The organism is Flavobacterium sp. 316 (assembly GCF_000967805.1).
Taxonomy (GTDB): Bacteria; Bacteroidota; Bacteroidia; order Flavobacteriales; family Flavobacteriaceae; genus Flavobacterium; species Flavobacterium sediminilitoris.
On record NZ_JYGZ01000007.1, the window covers coordinates 1 to 17,557 of the forward strand.

The 17,557-nt window shown below is 27.4% G+C and carries 17 protein-coding genes; 6 read left to right on the forward strand and 11 right to left on the reverse strand.

Features of this window, described 5'->3' with window-relative positions; genetic code table 11:
- Positions 1 to 80: 80 nt before the first annotated feature.
- The 4 genes from cas2 to dnaA form a co-directional block, all read right to left on the reverse strand.
- On the reverse strand, positions 81 to 410 hold the full coding sequence (gene cas2, locus SY27_RS15130) for a CRISPR-associated endonuclease Cas2 (protein ID WP_045971884.1): 330 nt from the start codon (positions 408 to 410) through the stop codon (positions 81 to 83).
- Positions 401 to 1,303, reverse strand: a complete 903-nt coding sequence (gene cas1, locus SY27_RS15135) for a type II CRISPR-associated endonuclease Cas1 (RefSeq protein WP_045971886.1) — start codon at positions 1,301 to 1,303, stop codon at positions 401 to 403. Before cas1 ends, cas2 begins: the two co-directional genes overlap by 10 nt.
- A gap of 121 nt (positions 1,304 to 1,424) precedes the next feature.
- On the reverse strand, positions 1,425 to 1,877 hold the full coding sequence (locus tag SY27_RS15140) for a low molecular weight protein-tyrosine-phosphatase (RefSeq protein WP_045971888.1): 453 nt from the start codon (positions 1,875 to 1,877) through the stop codon (positions 1,425 to 1,427).
- Between the two features lies 1 nt (position 1,878).
- Positions 1,879 to 3,306: a chromosomal replication initiator protein DnaA gene (dnaA, locus tag SY27_RS15145; RefSeq protein WP_045972440.1), complete on the reverse strand. Its 1,428-nt coding sequence runs from the start codon at positions 3,304 to 3,306 to the stop codon at positions 1,879 to 1,881.
- Positions 3,307 to 3,514: 208 nt separating this feature from the next.
- On the opposite strand from dnaA, the gene SY27_RS15150 reads away from it, so the two are divergent.
- The gene (locus SY27_RS15150) at positions 3,515 to 3,922 is read left to right on the forward strand and encodes a thioesterase family protein (protein WP_045971890.1); all 408 of its coding nucleotides are present in this window, start codon (positions 3,515 to 3,517) and stop codon (positions 3,920 to 3,922) included.
- 24 nt (positions 3,923 to 3,946) lie between these two features.
- Here the strand turns inward: SY27_RS15150 and SY27_RS15155 are convergent, their stop codons facing one another.
- The 4 genes from SY27_RS15155 to ribD all read right to left on the reverse strand — a co-directional run bounded on the left by SY27_RS15155 (position 3,947) and on the right by ribD (position 9,518).
- The gene (locus SY27_RS15155; RefSeq protein ID WP_045971892.1) at positions 3,947 to 4,567 is read right to left on the reverse strand and encodes a YigZ family protein; all 621 of its coding nucleotides are present in this window, start codon (positions 4,565 to 4,567) and stop codon (positions 3,947 to 3,949) included.
- A 529-nt stretch (positions 4,568 to 5,096) separates the two neighbouring features.
- Positions 5,097 to 7,100 (reverse strand): hypothetical protein, encoded by a 2,004-nt coding sequence (locus SY27_RS15160; protein WP_045971895.1) that lies wholly within the window; start codon positions 7,098 to 7,100, stop codon positions 5,097 to 5,099.
- A gap of 770 nt (positions 7,101 to 7,870) precedes the next feature.
- Positions 7,871 to 8,482, reverse strand: a complete 612-nt coding sequence (locus SY27_RS15165) for an HAD family phosphatase (protein ID WP_045971898.1) — start codon at positions 8,480 to 8,482, stop codon at positions 7,871 to 7,873.
- Positions 8,475 to 9,518 carry a bifunctional diaminohydroxyphosphoribosylaminopyrimidine deaminase/5-amino-6-(5-phosphoribosylamino)uracil reductase RibD gene (gene ribD, locus SY27_RS15170; RefSeq protein ID WP_045971899.1) on the reverse strand — a complete coding sequence of 348 codons (1,044 nt, stop codon included), beginning with the start codon at positions 9,516 to 9,518 and terminating at the stop codon, positions 8,475 to 8,477. The genes SY27_RS15165 and ribD overlap by 8 nt, the downstream gene beginning before the upstream one ends.
- An 82-nt stretch (positions 9,519 to 9,600) precedes the next feature.
- Here ribD and SY27_RS15175 point away from each other — a divergent pair, with 82 nt between their 5' ends.
- Positions 9,601 to 10,077, forward strand: coding sequence for a GNAT family N-acetyltransferase (locus tag SY27_RS15175; protein WP_045971901.1), 477 nt, complete (start codon positions 9,601 to 9,603; stop codon positions 10,075 to 10,077).
- 21 nt (positions 10,078 to 10,098) lie between these two features.
- On the forward strand, positions 10,099 to 10,968 hold the full coding sequence (prmC, locus tag SY27_RS15180) for a peptide chain release factor N(5)-glutamine methyltransferase (RefSeq protein ID WP_045971903.1): 870 nt from the start codon (positions 10,099 to 10,101) through the stop codon (positions 10,966 to 10,968).
- 1 nt (position 10,969) lies between these two features.
- Here prmC and SY27_RS15185 read toward each other — a convergent pair whose 3' ends face one another.
- The 3 genes from SY27_RS15185 to SY27_RS15195 are packed head-to-tail and all read right to left on the reverse strand — an operon-like array spanning position 10,970 to position 13,438.
- Positions 10,970 to 11,548 (reverse strand): NAD(P)H-dependent oxidoreductase, encoded by a 579-nt coding sequence (locus SY27_RS15185; RefSeq protein WP_045971905.1) that lies wholly within the window; start codon positions 11,546 to 11,548, stop codon positions 10,970 to 10,972.
- A 59-nt stretch (positions 11,549 to 11,607) separates the two neighbouring features.
- Positions 11,608 to 12,204, reverse strand: a complete 597-nt coding sequence (locus SY27_RS15190; RefSeq protein ID WP_045971907.1) for a Crp/Fnr family transcriptional regulator — start codon at positions 12,202 to 12,204, stop codon at positions 11,608 to 11,610.
- Positions 12,197 to 13,438 carry an ABC transporter permease gene (locus SY27_RS15195; RefSeq protein WP_045971909.1) on the reverse strand — a complete coding sequence of 414 codons (1,242 nt, stop codon included), beginning with the start codon at positions 13,436 to 13,438 and terminating at the stop codon, positions 12,197 to 12,199. Before SY27_RS15195 ends, SY27_RS15190 begins: the two co-directional genes overlap by 8 nt.
- Positions 13,439 to 13,638: 200 nt before the next feature.
- Between SY27_RS15195 and hisS the strand changes: the two genes are divergently transcribed.
- The 3 genes from hisS to SY27_RS18905 all read left to right on the forward strand — a co-directional run.
- On the forward strand, positions 13,639 to 15,072 hold the full coding sequence (gene hisS / locus SY27_RS15200) for a histidine--tRNA ligase (protein WP_045971910.1): 1,434 nt from the start codon (positions 13,639 to 13,641) through the stop codon (positions 15,070 to 15,072).
- A 93-nt stretch (positions 15,073 to 15,165) separates the two neighbouring features.
- On the forward strand, positions 15,166 to 16,113 hold the full coding sequence (gene trxB, locus SY27_RS15205; RefSeq protein WP_045971912.1) for a thioredoxin-disulfide reductase: 948 nt from the start codon (positions 15,166 to 15,168) through the stop codon (positions 16,111 to 16,113).
- Positions 16,114 to 16,654: 541 nt separating this feature from the next.
- Positions 16,655 to 17,557: hypothetical protein (locus SY27_RS18905; RefSeq protein ID WP_045971914.1), on the forward strand; the 903-nt coding region annotated here is incomplete at its 3' end.

Consider the following 17,557-nt stretch of genomic DNA (forward strand, 5'->3'; position numbering starts at 1 on the left):
CAATGTATTAGCAGGTAATATCGTTTAAAAAAACGCTTCTTTTTTATAGTGATAAGGTAAGATTGAAGCGTTTTTTGGTTTTAAAAGAGTTCTAGTTGAGTAGGTTGTGGTTCTTTTGGAACTTCAGATTTTCCCCAATAATTAATAATATTTCCAAATTGTTTATCGGTTATTCTTAAAACACTAACTTTTCCAAATGGTGGTAGGAGTTTGTAAATTCGTTTTTCATGTACATCTGCACTTTCACTGCTAGCACAATGTCTCATGTAAACAGAATATTGCATCATAGAAAAGCCATCTTTCAAAAGATTATTTCTGAATCCTGATGCATTTTTTCGGTCTCTTTTCGTTTCTGTTGGTAAATCAAAGAATACAAATAGCCACATAATTCGATATCCGTTTAGCTCCATAATTTTGGATATTTTATTTTTTTACGATGTCCAGTGTAACATTGCTGTAATGAACTAGCTGTTTTTTGTAATGCTACCATTAACGGACTTTTCTCTTCTTTGAAATAAACGGTTCTAGTTAATATTTGTAATATTTCGGCTTTGATTTTAGTATTTAATTCTTGTTCGTCATATTCTTGTGTTATTTCAAATATTTTTTCATCTACAACAGGTCTAAAAGGTTCCATTATATCATCTGCCAATGCAAAAGCATTGTATTTGCTTTTATGATGTATGCCAAGTGTATTTAATAATCCACTACCTGATAAAGCTCTAGCAGTTGCTGCTCTTAAGATAGCATAACCATAGTTAAGAAAATTGTTAGGGTAATCGCCAAAACGTTCTCTCTTAAATTTAGATGATTTACTGTTCTTTGCGTCAAAAAAGGTTTTCCAGTAAAAACTAGCTGCAACACCTTCCATATTTGTAGTGTCTCCACTTAATACTTTTGATGCTAAGTAAGAAAAATGATTTGATTTTTCTGTGATGTGTGACAGTAGAATACCTTGATTATTTATTTTCTCAATAATAGTTTGTTGCCAAAGTTGCTTTTTTAATGGAATGCTAGCGTTAATTTGTTGTTTGAAAATTTCTTGTTGTACATGATGACTATTTAGATTTAAAAACATTCCATTTGGTAAATGATTTGTATTACAGATGATTACAGAAGTATTGTTCTCAATGAGTAAATTTAATGCAGGAATGCTAATATAAATTTCAGGATTATCAATTACTATAAAACCAATATCTTCAATAGGAATAGTACTTTCTCTACTTTCCGATTTTATTATAAGTTGGATATTTTTAGTGTTAATAGAAGCTTTGTTTTCGAGTAATATAGATTTTTTTAGCATTTTTTATTGCTAATCTATTTAAAATCAATAGTTTTTCTTTACGGTTTTCCGTAAATAGAAAAATGGGTAAAGCTTTTAGTTTTAATTTTAGATAATATGAATGTAAAATAGAAAGAGAATACTATAATTTTTTCACAATAACATTACAAGCTTCATCGAGCATTTTAAATACTTCTTCAAAACCATCTTGTCCACCATAATATGGATCAGGAACTTCTATGTTTTTATTAGGGAAAAGTTCGTTTAAGATAAGTTTTACTTTTGATTTTGCCATCTCACTTGGAGCAAGAGATAAGATGTTTTTGTAGTTAGATATATCCATTGCATAAATATAATCAAAATCTTCAAAATCAGTTAACTTAAACTGTCTAGCTCTTTGATTTGTTATGTCTATTCCGTGTTTTTTTGCAGTTTCTATCGAACGTTTATCAGGTAATTGACCCGCATGCCAACCACCTGTTCCGGCAGAATCTATGATGAATTGATCTTTTGGCAACTTACTTTGTAATATGCCTTCAGCAAGAGGTGAACGACAAATATTACCTAAGCAAACCATTAAGATTTTTGTACTCATTTTATAATGACAACTTTTTATTTATATCATCTACAAATTTGCGAAATTGTTTATCTGTAGTAACTAAATTATCAACCGTCTTACATGCATGTAAAACAGTGGCATGATCTCTATCTCCAATTTGGTTTCCAATATTTGCTAATGATGACTTTGTATATTTCTTAGCAAAAAACATAGCTAACTGACGTGCTTGTACAACATGTCTTTTTCTTGTTTTAGATTGTAATGTTTCAATATCTAATTGGAAATAATCAGAAACTACTTTTTGTATATAGTCAATAGAGATTTCTCGTTTGACATTCTTAACAAATTTTTCTACAACTTGTTTTGCAAGTTCAATAGTAACTTCTCTTTTATTGAAAGAAGATTGAGCAATTAATGAAATAATAGCACCTTCTAATTCGCGAACATTAGATTTTATATTTTTTGCGACATATTCTATAATATCTTCAGGCATTTCAACACCATCTCTAAATAAGATATTTTTTAAGATAGAAATACGAGTTTCATAATCAGGTTGATGCAACTCTGCTGATAATCCCCATTTGAAGCGTGATAATAAACGTTGTTCAATATCTTGCATATCAACAGGTGCTTTATCTGATGTTAAGATAACTTGCTTACCATTTTGATGTAAATGATTGAATATGTGAAAGAATACATCTTGTGTTCCTGTTTTTCCAGATAAGAATTGTACATCATCAATTATTAAAACATCTATTAATTGATAGAAGTGAATAAAATCATTTCTAGTATTCTTTTTAACAGAATCTATATATTGTTGTGTAAAAATTTCTGCTGAAATATATAAAACAGTTTTTTCAGGAAATTTATCTTTAATCTCTACACCTATTGCATGTGCTAAATGCGTTTTTCCTAATCCAACTCCTCCAAAAATTAATAAAGGGTTAAATGATGTTCCTCCAGGTTTGTTTGCAACAGCTAAACCAGCACTTCTAGCTAAACGATTAGAATCTCCCTCAAGGAAATTATCGAAGCTATAATTAGCATTTAATTGAGAATCAATATTAATGTTTCTAATACCAGGAATAATAAAAGGATTTTTCAATTCAGGGTTTTTCTGAACTATAGGTACATCTACTTCTTGTGTTTTTACAGGTTGTCTATTGTTACTAGGAATTTGTTCAGTGAATGGAAGTTTATTACCATAGGTATTTTCCATTCTAATTTTATATAATAATTTTGCACTTGGACCAAGTTCTTTAGTAAGTGCAACTTTTAAAAGTTTAACATAGTGTTCTTCTAGCCATTCATAAAAGAATTTACTAGGAACCTGAATAGAAAGCGCATTGTCATTTAAGTCAACCGACTGTATGGGTTCAAACCATGTTTTGTAGGCTTGCTCCTGAATGTTATCCTTTATGAATAGCAGACAATTTTTCCATACCGATTGCGCAGTTTTATCCATATATTTGCTTTTTTTATAGTTTTTCTTTATAGATTTTATAGTAGTCATCTTACAAAGAATATATGAGTTAATAGCTTTGTAATTGTGACAACAAATATGTGAACAATTTTCGGTAAAAAAAAATCAAAACCCTATTGATTTTGTAAAAAAAATATTGTAGGTAGGTTAAGGCTTAGTAAAATTAATGTAATTTAAAATATAAAATATAATGAGAGAATATCAATTTGAAGTTAGAGTTAGATATGCAGAAACAGATCAAATGGGAGTAGTTTATCATGGTAATTATGCTCAATATTTTGAGATGGGAAGAGTGGAATGGCTAAGAAACATGGGGATTTCTTATAAATGGATGGAAGAAAATGGAGTAATGTTGCCTGTTGTTGCACTAAACATGAATTATAAAAAGCCAGCACGTTATGATGATCTTCTTACTGTTAAAACAATCTTTAAAAATCAATCAACAGTTAAGATAGAATTTGATTACGAAATTTATAATGAAAAAATGGAGTTATTAACAACGGGTTATTCAATGTTAGTTTTTGTAGACATGAAAACAGGTAAACCTTGCTTGCCTCCAGATTATATAACGGAGAAATTAAATGCTATTTTAAGCTAAATTTTAAAAGATTGTCGGATTTAATTATTCGACAATTTTTTTTATTGTAATTTCAAATAAAGAATTAAATATTTCTAATATTTTTTCTGCATTTTGTTTCCGTGTTGCAATTTCAATTTCGCAATTCATTTCCATCTTTTGAGAAATTATATTTAAGTTTTGTTCTTTAATAACTCTCATCACTTTATTCATGTTTTTATAGTCAAATAGTATTTTGTAATGTACATCAATTGTTTTTTCAACAATATTCGATGTTTCTAAAGCCATTTGTGCGGCTGTTTTATAAGCTGAAATTAAACCTCCAACACCAAGTTTTACACCACCAAAATATCGAACTACTACAATTAAAACATTTGTAACATCAAAAGATTGAATCTGACCATAAATAGGAGCTCCTGCGCTGTTGTTTGGTTCTCCATCATCATTAGCTCTGTAGTAGACTGTTTCTGTTCCTAATTGAAAAGCATAACACCAATGTCGAGCAGAATGATGTTGTTTTTTTAATTGAATTATGATTTCTTTGACTTCTTCTTCATTTTTAACAGGATAAGCATATCCAAAAAACTTACTATTTTTTTCTTTATATAATATTTCTTCTGATGCTGATTCTAATGTTTTATAGGTATCTTTTGTAGATTCGATCATAATTGGTTTTTAGTACTAAATGATATTTCAAAAATCACAAGTAGTTTTAAAATATTTTTATTTGAATGTTATAGTAGTAATTTAAATGAAATAGTAAGCAAAATTACATCAAAATTTATAAAATATAGAATATTAAGATTCAAGAGTCTTGAAAATTGATTTGGAGAACTAGATCAAAATGCTTAAATTCATTAAGAAATAGTAATTTTATATGGGTTTTGGTTTAATGTTAACTGTTTGATTTTTAATCAAATGATTAGAATATGGATTTTGGATGATTATAAAATTATGATTAATTTGCTTTTATTACATTTAGGAAGTAAATTTTAGATATAACCATTTATACATTTAATAATTCTATTGAATTGTGTACTTATTTTAAGTTCTATTAGAATATAGTTTTGAAGAATTAAATCTCAGTGTTAATACCATTCATAATTATACCAATAGATTGATAGTGAAAACGGGAGTAAATTGAATGGTTGATCTAGTTTTAAAAATCAATTGAAAAAGGATATAATTTTGGATATTAAGATATCGGAAAGTTGATGTTTATTTCAAAACCAGATTGAAGCAGTTTAGTCTCAAAAAAGCCATTTATTTCTTCAATTTCCTTTCTTAGTGATGTAAGACCAATTCCAGGTTTTTTATTTTTAGAATTAGTAAGTAAAACACCATCATTAATAATTTTTATAATTAATTTATTCTCATTTATTATTTCAAATTTTAATGTATAATTTTTAGAATTTGTATGCTTAATTGTGTTTGAAATAGTTTCTTTAATCACCGGAATTAACTTTTGCGTGATTTGTCTATTTTTCAATGTTAAGATTTGATTCTTGGTGCTTTCTTCAATCTCAATATTTATATTTAATAAGTTCATTTTATTAAATTTCTTTTTGATATCTTCTAAGTAGAAAAAAATATCTTCAGAATTATTCTTTTTGGAAACTGATGCTAATGAATGTGAAAAATTTCTAGCGTCTTTGTAAATAAGGCTTAATTCTTTTTCAATATAAATTAACTCTTTTAATATTTTATCATTTTTAGTATTAGTTATAAAATGTTTAACCTGATATTGAAGTGTAATTATATTTCCTAAAAGAGTATTATGTATTGATATTCCAATTTTTTTTCTTTCATTTAAAATTTTATTTTCAGCATTTTTTAAAGACTTTTTTATGAACTTTATCTTTTGTTGGTATTTCTTTTTTTCCTCTGTTTTCTTAATTTGCTGTCTTCTTGTTATTTGAATTAAAAATATAAAAATGAGAATAATTGCAAGAATTAGAACAGCAATTTGAAGTCTATGTTTTACCTTCCTTATTGTAGCAATTTCTTTTAAGTTTTCAATTTCAATTTCTTTTTCTCTAACATTATGTTTATTTTGAGCAATTAAAATTTCTCCTTTATTCTTATAAAGATTTTCAAAAGCTCTACTGGCAAGTAATTTTTCTAAATACACGTTTGCTTTATGATAATTACCATTTTTTTTATAATAATTGTAAACTTCTGTATATAAAAGATTTTCAAAATATTCATCAATAGTATTACTTTCAATTATTCTAATTGCTTTTTCTTCGTTTCCAATTTTAAAATCGATCAAAGCTTCAATAGTTGAATAATAACTGTCCATTATTTTCCAATTACGCTTCTTATGCTTAATTGAGTTTGATTTCGCTAGTTCTTTTTGAGCTTCTGCAAAATCATTTTTAAAATAATAAATATAAGAATTGTGTAAATGCCATTTTGAAAGCCATTCATCTTTTGGGTTATTAATTAAAATTTCTTTTTGGATTTTTGACGCTTGATCAAGTAATAAGTTATCCTTTTCTTGAAGAAATTTTAGAATTTTATTCTCAACAATAAGATCTTTATTTGCAAATCTATAATAGTCTTTATAGTAATTAGAGTTAGAGTCTACAACAGTATTTGCTTTTTGAAAATAATAATTACTCTTGTCAAATTGATATGTATATTTGTAAATATTTCCAAATGAGTTGTAGATATTTACAAAAAAATGTTGTTTGTTTTTTGGAGTTTTATTAAATAATTTAAGTGCTTCATTACAATAGTTTAATGCTACCTCAAAATTATCATTACTTAAATTATGATTAGATAAAATGGTATAAGTTGTAATTAAATTTACTTCATTCCCTTTTATGTCATTTCCTATATATTTTATGATGGAATCTGGATATGATATATTATTCTCATATTCTTCAAAATTATTCATTGAATAAGTCATTAGAGTATAATAAGCATTAATTTTATCGTTTTTTTTTACAATAGTATTTATTGACTTTTTCAAATCAAAAAACAAATTATCAAAATCAACCTTATGCTTTGAAGAATAAAAAGAGGGTTGTAAATTTAAAATTTTACAAACTTCCTTTATTTTAAGATTTTCCCTTTTTAAGGGTTTTAGTGTGTCATTAATACTGTTGTTAAATGATTCACTTATCGAAATTTGACTAAAAGAAAAAGAGAATTGTAATAATAGAATAAGAAGTTGAAATTTTCTTAATTTCATAAATTTGTTAGTTTTTTAGCTGTTTATTTTATATTACATATAATCAATGTAATCAATTACATTAAAGAAGTTCTGGTCGCAATGCAACTTTTTTCTAGATGTAATTTGTTTGTTATAGATCTCTAATTTTCGGGGCTAAAAAACTAGTTATGAATCTTCTGCAAAGATATAAATATAAAATCATGAAAAAGTATAAAAAAAAGCACGTCAATTTTTCTAAATTTTAATTTTAGAGATGATACAATATCCGAAGTAAACTGATTAAGAGTTTATAAGCACTAGAGATAATAATAAAAAACGAATGAAATTGAATGTTTTTCGGAATATAATTCGAGAGTAATTAAATTAAAATTAATGTATTTGATGTACTAAAAATAGAGTCTCAAATATAGTTTTTGTATTGATTAAAAGCCTGAAATTTGTAATCTAGTTATATTTAGTAATTTATTAATGGTAATTTAATTGATATAACATAAAAATTTAAAATTCTTTGTCTTTGTTTTGTACTATATTAATAGCTTAATAAGTAAAAATTGGGGTTGAATATTTTTAAATAAGTGTTTCAAGTTTAAATGTGCTAAAAACAATTAAACAAACAAATAAACAAATGAATTTTAAAAACCCTAAATAAATATTTTTTAAAAAAGTTTTTGTTTGTTTTTTGAGTAAAATGTTAATTTTAGGTTGAATAGTTTAATAGGCTATTTATATTAAGGGCTAGAGTAATCTAGCCTTTTCTATTAAATTATGCCTTATTGAATGTCAGTTTTTTAATCATGAAAAGTTTTTATAATCTCAAGTAAATTTGTAACATCATCTACTTCAGGGTTTAAGTGCCAAGTAAGAAGACCGTTTTTTTTAGCACCTTCGATGTTTTCTAATCTATCGTCAACAAATAAAGTCTTTTTCGGTGTTAAATTATGACTATTTATAACATATTTATAAGTATTTTCATCTGGTTTTCGTTTGCCAATTTCAAATGAAAAGTACACTTTTTCAAAGCAACTATAAAAATCTCTTGCAAATGATTGACCTACTTTATGTTCAAATTTATCAATGTGAGTAGAATCAGTATTGCTAAGAAGAAAAAGCCTGTATTTTGAAGATATCATTTGAAGAAATTCTAATCGATACAATGGAAAATCTAATAGTAATGCATTCCAAGCAGATCTAATAGAAATTAAATCAGCCCCATCAGTATGCTTTTGTATACTTTCTATAAATTGTAACTCATCAATTTTGCCCATTTCATATTCCTTGTTTAAGGCATCTAATTCTGAGTTCCATTCTTTAACCCCAAGCGATTTAAGAGCAGTTTGAGTTGCGTTATAGTCTATATCAATGAAAACATTGCCAAAATCAAAAATTATTGTGTCAATCATAGTTTCTTGAATAATTTAATTTATCACCTATAATGGAATAGGTTTTATTAAACGGTTTGTTTAAAATAGGAGCTTTTATTCCTGTTTTAAATTCTGCGTTACCTATAAAAACACGTGCTTCATCCCATAAATTTAAATTTATAAAATGCTGAAGTGTTTTTGCTCCACCTTCTATAATTATAGATTGAATATCTTTCTTGTGTAAATTTTTTGTTAAATTTAATAAAAAATCATCATCAAATTTGATATAATCGTAAAATAAGTTATTGTAATTTGTTAATTTTCCCGTTTCTGTATAAATAAAAGTCTTTGTCAAATTGTCTTTAACATGGTGTTGATCATTAATTCTATTGCTTTTATCTATAACAATTCGAATAGGATTAGTTCCTTTAAAATCTCTAGCATTTAGCATTGGATTATCATCTAAAACGGTTTGAGTTCCTACTAAAATAGCTTGTTCTTCCGTTCTCCATTTATGAACTAATTGTCTAGAATATAAATTTGTAATCCAAACAGGCTTTTGCTTATCTTTCGTTAGAGGAGCAATAAAACCATCTGAACTTTCTGCCCATTTTAGAATTATATAAGGACGTTTTTTTTGATGAAACGTAAAGAAACGCTTGTTTAATTCATTACACTCATTCTCAAGAACACCAACAGTTACTTTTTTTCCTGCTTCTATTAAGCGTTTAATACCATTTCCTGCAACTTTTGCAAAAGGATCAATTGTTCCTATAACTACATTTGGAATTTTATGTGAAATAATCAAATCACAACAAGGAGGTGTTTTTCCAAAATGACTGCAAGGCTCTAAACTCACATAAATGGTTGACTTGCTCAATAATGTTTTATCTTTTACAGCATTTATTGCATTTACTTCTGCATGGGCTTCACCTGCTTTTTGGTGCCAACCTTCGCCAATAATTTTATTGTTATATACAATTACACTACCAACTAATGGATTTGAATATGTTGTTCCTAATCCATTTTTAGCTAATTGTATGCATCTTTGCATATAAAATTCATTTGTACTCATGAATACAAAAATACTATATTTAGTATTCAATTAACAGTCAAATGTGTCAATTTGTTTAATTTTACGTTTCATTTTTATCAGCATGGAAATACGAAAAATTGAATTAAAAGATAATAAGCAAATTGCAAAAATTATCCGCGATGTTTTTATAGAGTTAGAGGCTCCAAAAGTAGGAACAGCTTATGCAGATCCTATTTTAGATACATTATTTGAAGTCTATCAAGCAAAAAGATCAGTATATTTTGTAGTAGAAAAAGAAGGAAAAATTTTGGGAGGTTGTGGAATAGCTCCTTTGGAAAATGGAGAAGAACATATCTGTGAATTACAAAAAATGTATTTTTCGCCAGAAATTAGAGGTACTGGCTATGCAAAAAAAATTATAACAGAATGTTTAGACTTTGCAAAGGAAAATCATTTTACGCTTTGTTATTTAGAAACATTGCCTTTTATGAAAGCAGCTCAAAGATTATATCATAACTTAGGATTTGAAAATATTTCTAAACCAATGGGAAATACAGGACATAGTAGTTGCGAAATTTGGATGACAAAGAAATTATAAAATATAGAAGAAGACTTTAAAATGATATTAAAACAATATAAACAACATTTTTTTAAAGAATTAGAATCCGTTTTTGATGAAATGGAAATAGAAAGTTTTTTCTTTTTAATTTCCGAACATTTACATGAAATAAAACGAATTGATTTAGCTTTAAATCCTAATTATGAAATTCTTAATGAGGATGTAGAAAAATGGAATTTTATCCTTTCTGAATTAAAAAAAGAAAAACCAATACAATACATTTTAGGAAAAACAGCGTTTTATGGATTAGATTTTTTTGTAAATGAAAACACATTAATTCCACGTCCAGAAACAGAAGAATTGGTAGAATGGATTTTAAAAGAAAATAAAGAATATGAAGTGAAGAGAAGTGTTTTAGATATAGGAACGGGAACAGGTTGTATTCCTATTTCTATTAAAAAAAACAGACCAAATTCAACAGTGTTTGCGATAGATATTTCAAAAGGAGCCTTAGAAATAGCAAGAAATAATGCAAAACAAAATGAAACAGATGTTTTATTTATAGAGCAAGATATTTTAGAAACAAAATCTTTAAATGAAATAAAGGAGCTCGATTTAAAATTAGATATTATTGTTTCAAATCCACCTTATGTAAGAAACTTTGAAAAACAAGAAATAAAGAAAAATGTATTAGACTATGAACCACATTTAGCCTTGTTTGTAGAAGATACTGATGCATTACTTTTTTATAGAAAAATTGCTCAATTAGCAAAAGAAAAACTTTCAGAAAACGGACAATTATTTTTTGAAATCAATCAATATCTTGGAAAAGAAACTATTGAATTATTGCAAGCGTTAGGTTTCCAAAATATTGATTTGAAAAAAGATATCTACGGAAATGATAGAATGATTATGGCAACTTTGAAATAATTTATTGTAATTTAGTTCCTAATAAATACACTTTTGAAAGCCATTTCTCTCTAAAAGAAATAGTAGAGTTTTTAATGATAGAGATATAAGTGGTTTTTACAGGATTAATTCCACAAAACTGAAGCGTTCCTCTCTTTAATTGGTTTAAAGCAGGACTTTTCATAAATAAATAGTCATACCATCTTGGCGTATCAGTAGTAATTATAATCCTAGCAGTTTTACCTTTAAATAATTTCTTTGGAAGAGCCTTGTTTTCTAAATATTCATATGCTATTCCAGGAAGAAATGTTCGGTCAATGAATCCTTTCATTAGAGCAGGATAACCATACCACCACATAGGAAAAACCCAAACAATATGATTTGCTTTTTTTATTTTTTCAATAGCATTTAATAAATCAGGTTCAAGTTCAGTCCTCTTTTGATAACCAAATTCTAAATTAGGATTGAATTGTAAATCACAAATGTTTATTTGTTCAATATTAGCATTTGTAGTTTTAGCTCCTTTTTTATAAGCTTCAGCAAGTGAAAAATTATAGCTTTCTTTATTTGGATGTCCGTTGATAATTAATATTTCTTTCATTTCTAAATTTATTTTTAACAAAGAAATGACGAATTAAATCAATTCTATAGGACATTTGTCTAATAAGAAAGTTCTTTTCTAATTCTACTTAAATGACGTTGTGTAACACCAAGATAAGAAGCTAAATAATTTAATGGAATGTGTTGTAAAAATTCTGGATGTTTCTCAATAAGATTCTTGTATCTTATTTCAGCTTTTTCTTTTTGAAGAAGAAAAATTCTATTTTCAAGTTCAATATATTGCTGTTCTGCAACCATTTTAAAAAAACGCAACCAATTAATACTGGATTTTTCAAGAGCAAGAATATCCTCTTTTGGAATTACAAACAAAGTTGCATCAGTTATAGCTTCAATATTTTCAAGCGTTTTCTCATTAGAAATATGAGAAGAATAAGCCGAAATAAAATGATTAGGAAAAGTAATGCAATATGTTATTTCATCACCTTCACTTGAATGATAAAAAGATCTGAAATAACCAGATAGAACAAAACCTATTTCATTAGAAACACTATTTTCTTTAATGAAATAATTACCTTTTAAAATTGTTTTAGGTCGGCATAATTTTAATAAATCTTCAATCTCTTTCGAATTTAAAATATTTGAAGATTCTAAATTTTTTCTAATTGAATGAAAATCATCTTCTTTAAAATTATTCATAACGTAGCGCTTCAACAGGATCTAATTTTGATGCTTTTATTGCAGGATACAAACCCGAAATAATTGTAACAACAAATGTGGTAATAAACGCAGCAATAATGGCTAGCCAAGGTGTACTAAATTTAAACCCTAATAGGGAAGCGATAATTAAACCAGTTCCTATTCCTAAAAGAATACCAACAATACCACCAAGTTGACCAATAACTAATGTTTCTGTGAAAAACTGCCAAGCAATAGTACTTCGTTTAGCACCTAAAGATTTTCGAATGCCTATTTCTCTTGTTCTTTCACTTACCGAAACTAACATAATGTTCATTAATGCAATAGATGAACCAAAAACAGTAATGACACCTATAATCCAAGCAGCAATACTTAGCGTAGCAGTATTTGATAATAAAGTCTGAATTAAATCATCACTACGTTCTATTCCAAAATTGTTTTTCTGAATAGGATTTAGCTTTCGTATTAATCGCATTGTTAAAGTAGCATCATCAACTGCTTCGTCAAGCAAAGCTTCATTGTTGACTTTTATATCTAAATCATAATTAATATTAGGCATTGAAAAAATAGAACGTGCAATTTGATTAGGAATTAAAACACGTAAATCCTGACTATTTCCAAAAGTTGATCCTTTTTCTTTTAAAACACCAATTACTTTAAACTTAGCGCCACGAATTGAAATGATTTTGTCTAATGGATTTCTATCTTTGAAAAGCCCTTTCTCAAAATCAGAACCTAAAATACAAACATAATTGTTGTTTGAAATATCAAAAGAATTAAAATTTCGTCCTTTTACAACTAATAATCCTTTGTTTGGACAAAAATTATCATCAACACCCAAAATATTAATTTCAGGATCCGTTTTCTCTCCTTGATATTTTACTTCAATTCCGGTTGCAGCAGTAAATGATAATGAAGTACTCGTAAAAGGGAAATCAAATTTATCTTGAAAACCTTTAGCTTCAGGATAACTAATAATAGGATTTACTTTCTGATCTACATCATTCTGATTAATTTCCGCAGAAAAATCATAACGACTTATCGAAAAAGTATTAGCTCCCATAGAAGCAAAATCACTTAAAATAGTATTTTGTAATGCTGAAACAACAGTTAAAATACCAACTAATGCCCATATTCCTAAGGCAATTATAAAAACAGTAAGCGAAGTTCGTAGTATTTGACCCTTTATAGAGTCTAATGCTATTCTTGTGTTTTCTTTAAATAATCCTATCATAACAACTATTAGACTTTAGAACATAAAATTTGTTACATTTTTTTTAGTAATTAGTAAAAAGTTGTTAGTAATTAGTTGTATAATTTTTCTTAATCATTAATATATTCGATATTTGCATTCCAATTATAATGTTGATTATTATAGATTTTTTAATCTTACTTTCAAATTGACACATTTTACAAATTGACATATTAAAAAAGATGGCTCAAAAACCAAGTATACCAAAAGGAACTCGTGATTTTTCACCAGTTGAAGTAGCAAAACGCAATTATATATTTAGCACTATAAAAACCAATTTCGAAAAGTTTGGTTTCCAACCTATAGAAACACCTTCTTTTGAAAACTCAGACACCTTAATGGGAAAATATGGAGAAGAAGGAGATCGTTTGATTTTTAAGATTTTAAATTCAGGGAATTTTTTCTACAACAAGAAAAGTAAAGTAGAAATTCCAGAATCTATAGAAGAATTACAAATAAATTCAGCAGAAACAATTTCTGTTGAGCAACGTATAGAATTAAATAAATTCACAGGGAAAATTTCGGAAAAAGCACTTCGTTACGATTTAACTGTTCCTTTTGCGAGATATGTAGTTCAACACCAAAATGAAATTGAGTTTCCATTCAAAAGATACCAAATTCAACCTGTTTGGAGAGCTGATAATCCTCAAAAGGGTCGTTTCAGAGAGTTTTATCAATGTGATGCTGATGTAGTAGGTTCAAATTCGCTTTGGCAAGAAGTAGAATTGGTACAATTGTATGATTCGGTTTTTAGCCAATTAGGGCTAAACGGAGTGACTATAAAAATAAACAACCGTAAAATATTATCAGGAATTGCTGAGGTAATTGGAGCTTCTGATAAATTAATCGATTTTACAGTTGCTTTAGATAAATTAGACAAGATAGGAGAAGATGGAGTAAAGAAAGAAATGATTGAAAAAGGAATTTCTGAAAGCGCTATTGAAAAAGTACAACCGTTGTTTAATTTTACAGGAACTATTTCTGAAAAAATAACAAAATTAGCAGATTTATTAGCTTCGTCTGAAGAAGGAATGAAAGGAGTAGAAGAGTTATTATTTATTTGTGATAATGTAAATGAAATAGGTTTACAAACTGCAACATTAGACTTAGATGTTACTTTAGCGCGTGGTTTAAATTACTATACAGGTGCTATTTTTGAAGTTTCAGCGCCAAAAGGAGTTGCAATGGGTTCAATTGGTGGTGGTGGTCGTTATGATGATCTTACAGGAATCTTTGGATTGAAAAACATGAGTGGAGTTGGAATTTCATTTGGTTTAGACCGTATAGCTTTGGTTATCGAAGAATTAGGTTTATTTCCAGAAACAGTTACAGCAACTTCAACAGCTTTATTCTTAAATTTTGGGTTTGAAGAAGCAAAATATGCCATGAAAGCTATTGCAAAATTACGTAAAGAAGGAATAAAAGTTGAAATGTATCCTGATGCTACTAAAATAGGAAAACAATTTCAGCACGCAGATAAAAGAGGAATCCCTTTTGCAATATTAGTAGGAGAAGAAGAAATAAAAAATGATTTATTCGGAATTAAAAATTTAACAACAGGAGAACAAGAAAAAGTAAATTTTGAAGAACTACTAAAAAGGTTGAATAATAAATAATAATTATTGTTAAATAGTTTTTTTGTAATCTATATTACTTTCAGTTTGTTTCTAAATTGTTACTTTTGAATCTTCTAAAATAAAATTAAAAATATGTCAAGTTCAATAGAAAAAATTAAATGTTTAATAATAGGTTCTGGTCCGGCTGGTTATACAGCAGCGATATATGCAGCCAGAGCAAATATGGTTCCAGTTTTATATCAAGGACAGCAACCAGGTGGTCAATTGACTACTACAAATGAAGTAGAAAATTTCCCAGGTTATCCAGACGGTGTTACTGGACCAGAAATGATGGTGCAACTACAAGAACAAGCAAAACGTTTTGGAAGTGATATTCGTGACGGATGGGCTACAAAAGTTGATTTTTCAGGCGAAATTCATAAAGTATGGATCAATGATACTATTGAGATTCATGCAGAAACCGTAATTATTTCTACGGGAGCTTCTGCTAAATACTTAGGGTTACCATCAGAGCAAAAATACTTACAATTAGGAGGTGGTGTTTCAGCTTGTGCAGTTTGTGACGGATTTTTTTATAGAAACCAAGAAGTTGTTATTGTTGGAGCAGGAGACAGCGCTTGTGAAGAAGCACATTATCTTTCAAACATCTGTAAAAAAGTAACCATGTTAGTAAGAAGCGATGTTTTTAGAGCTTCAAAAATCATGGAAGAAAGAGTGAGAAAAACAGCTAATATTGAAATATTACTACATACTGAAACAGAAGAAGTTTTAGGAGACGGACAAGTAGTTACAGGTGTAAAAGCTAAAAACAGAACTACTGGAGAAATCACAGAGATTCCTGCAACAGGATTTTTCGTAGCAATTGGACACAAGCCAAATACTGATATTTTTGCAGACTATTTAGATTTAGATGAAACAGGTTACATTAAAAATATTCCTGGAACATCTAAAACAAATGTAGCAGGAGTTTTTGTAGGTGGTGACGCAGCAGATCATGTGTACAGACAAGCTATTACAGCCGCAGGAACAGGTTGTATGGCAGCATTAGATGCAGAACGTTATTTAGCTTCTAAAGCTTAAATAGAAAGCGTTTTTTTATAATAATTTAAGCCATTCTGGAAGAATATATTTTCTTTCAGAATGGTTTTTTATTTGTAATAAAATTTAACAAAAAATACAATTTTTCTGTAATTTATTGTAATTGGTTTATTTTATATTTGCACAAATATGTTTGTATTTTTATATTGATATCTATGAAATCAAATGTATATACTCAATAATATATAAAATATTTTTACAAGAATAGTCGGAAATATAGCTGACTTAAAAAGTCTAGATATTTTTAATTTTTTATACAAATAAATATGAAAAAATCAACAAAAAACGATAGCAGGTGGTGGAACATGTGCTTATTATATTCCAAAATGTACAGCTCTAGGAGATCATGGTCCAGAATGTAATTATGGTGGATCAATAGTTGGGAAAAATGTTGATAAAGACACAGCTATGGCTGTAGCTGCTGCTTATGGAGGAAATTGGTGTTGTTCAAGTTGTGGTTCAGCTTCTTGGTATTAATATTAAAAAGGTTGCCTAATTAAGGTCAACCTTAATAAAATAAATTATGAGATTTTTACTTTTTTTAATTATCCTATTCCATTTTTCTTGTTCTCAAGAAAAGAAAAAAAATATTGCTAAAAAAACGGAAGAGCAAAATAAAATAACTGTTATTTTTAAAGGAAGAACATACGAAAAAGATTCTATTAAAGATTCCAGTGGTTCTGTTAGCTATAGTTTAGCAAAAATGTTTTATAGAGAAAATAACGATTTTGTAGACTATGAATTAAATGTTGAAAATGTTAATAAGCCAGATACTATAGTTATTACTACTAAAAATAAAATATACTTACAGCATCCGTTTCATTTAAATTTTTCCGCTACCTATATTTTAAAACCAGGTGATACCGTTGTTTTTAATTATCCAAATGATACTCCTTATATTACTTATTTAAATAAAAATGCAGATAGTTTAGGAACAAATGAATATGTTAGAAGGAATTTAGAATATCCATTAATTGAAAGTAATTTTTCTTTTTTCAGAAAAAACAAAAGAAAAAGAAACAAGCAAGAAGAAGAAAAAGCTCAACAAGATTATAAAGAAAGAAATGCTATAATTTTGAGCCATTTTAATTCTTTAAAGGAAAAACAAGCTATAGAAGATGAAATTTATCAAATAAATACCTTTAATCAATTTGAGAATATTGAAAAACACGATAGCATTTTTAATGCTACTATAAATTTAGGAATAGAAAAATATTCTAATTGTCTTTTATATAGTTTTTATAATAAATTCCCTGTTGTTAAGATAAAAACAGGTAATGGGGTATTTGTAGATTCTCGAATTAATTTTGATAATGTCCTTAAAATTAATAGTATAAAATCAAAAAATAAAGATTTCTTATTATATACTTTCTTAGAAGAAATAATAAATAATTTCTCAAAACCAGATGCGGAGAAATATTTTCAA

Coding starts and splice junctions, on each gene's coding strand:
- cas2 (WP_045971884.1), bottom strand. CDS start 410: ATGGAGCTAAACGGATATCGAATTATGTGGCTATTTGTATTCTTTGAT.
- cas1 (WP_045971886.1), bottom strand. CDS start 1,303: ATGCTAAAAAAATCTATATTACTCGAAAACAAAGCTTCTATTAACACT.
- SY27_RS15140 (WP_045971888.1), bottom strand. CDS start 1,877: ATGAGTACAAAAATCTTAATGGTTTGCTTAGGTAATATTTGTCGTTCA.
- dnaA (WP_045972440.1), bottom strand. CDS start 3,306: ATGGATAAAACTGCGCAATCGGTATGGAAAAATTGTCTGCTATTCATA.
- SY27_RS15150 (WP_045971890.1), top strand. CDS start 3,515: ATGAGAGAATATCAATTTGAAGTTAGAGTTAGATATGCAGAAACAGAT.
- SY27_RS15155 (WP_045971892.1), bottom strand. CDS start 4,567: ATGATCGAATCTACAAAAGATACCTATAAAACATTAGAATCAGCATCA.
- SY27_RS15160 (WP_045971895.1), bottom strand. CDS start 7,100: ATGAAATTAAGAAAATTTCAACTTCTTATTCTATTATTACAATTCTCT.
- SY27_RS15165 (WP_045971898.1), bottom strand. CDS start 8,482: ATGATTGACACAATAATTTTTGATTTTGGCAATGTTTTCATTGATATA.
- ribD (WP_045971899.1), bottom strand. CDS start 9,518: ATGAGTACAAATGAATTTTATATGCAAAGATGCATACAATTAGCTAAA.
- SY27_RS15175 (WP_045971901.1), top strand. CDS start 9,601: ATGGAAATACGAAAAATTGAATTAAAAGATAATAAGCAAATTGCAAAA.
- prmC (WP_045971903.1), top strand. CDS start 10,099: ATGATATTAAAACAATATAAACAACATTTTTTTAAAGAATTAGAATCC.
- SY27_RS15185 (WP_045971905.1), bottom strand. CDS start 11,548: ATGAAAGAAATATTAATTATCAACGGACATCCAAATAAAGAAAGCTAT.
- SY27_RS15190 (WP_045971907.1), bottom strand. CDS start 12,204: ATGAATAATTTTAAAGAAGATGATTTTCATTCAATTAGAAAAAATTTA.
- SY27_RS15195 (WP_045971909.1), bottom strand. CDS start 13,438: ATGATAGGATTATTTAAAGAAAACACAAGAATAGCATTAGACTCTATA.
- hisS (WP_045971910.1), top strand. CDS start 13,639: ATGGCTCAAAAACCAAGTATACCAAAAGGAACTCGTGATTTTTCACCA.
- trxB (WP_045971912.1), top strand. CDS start 15,166: ATGTCAAGTTCAATAGAAAAAATTAAATGTTTAATAATAGGTTCTGGT.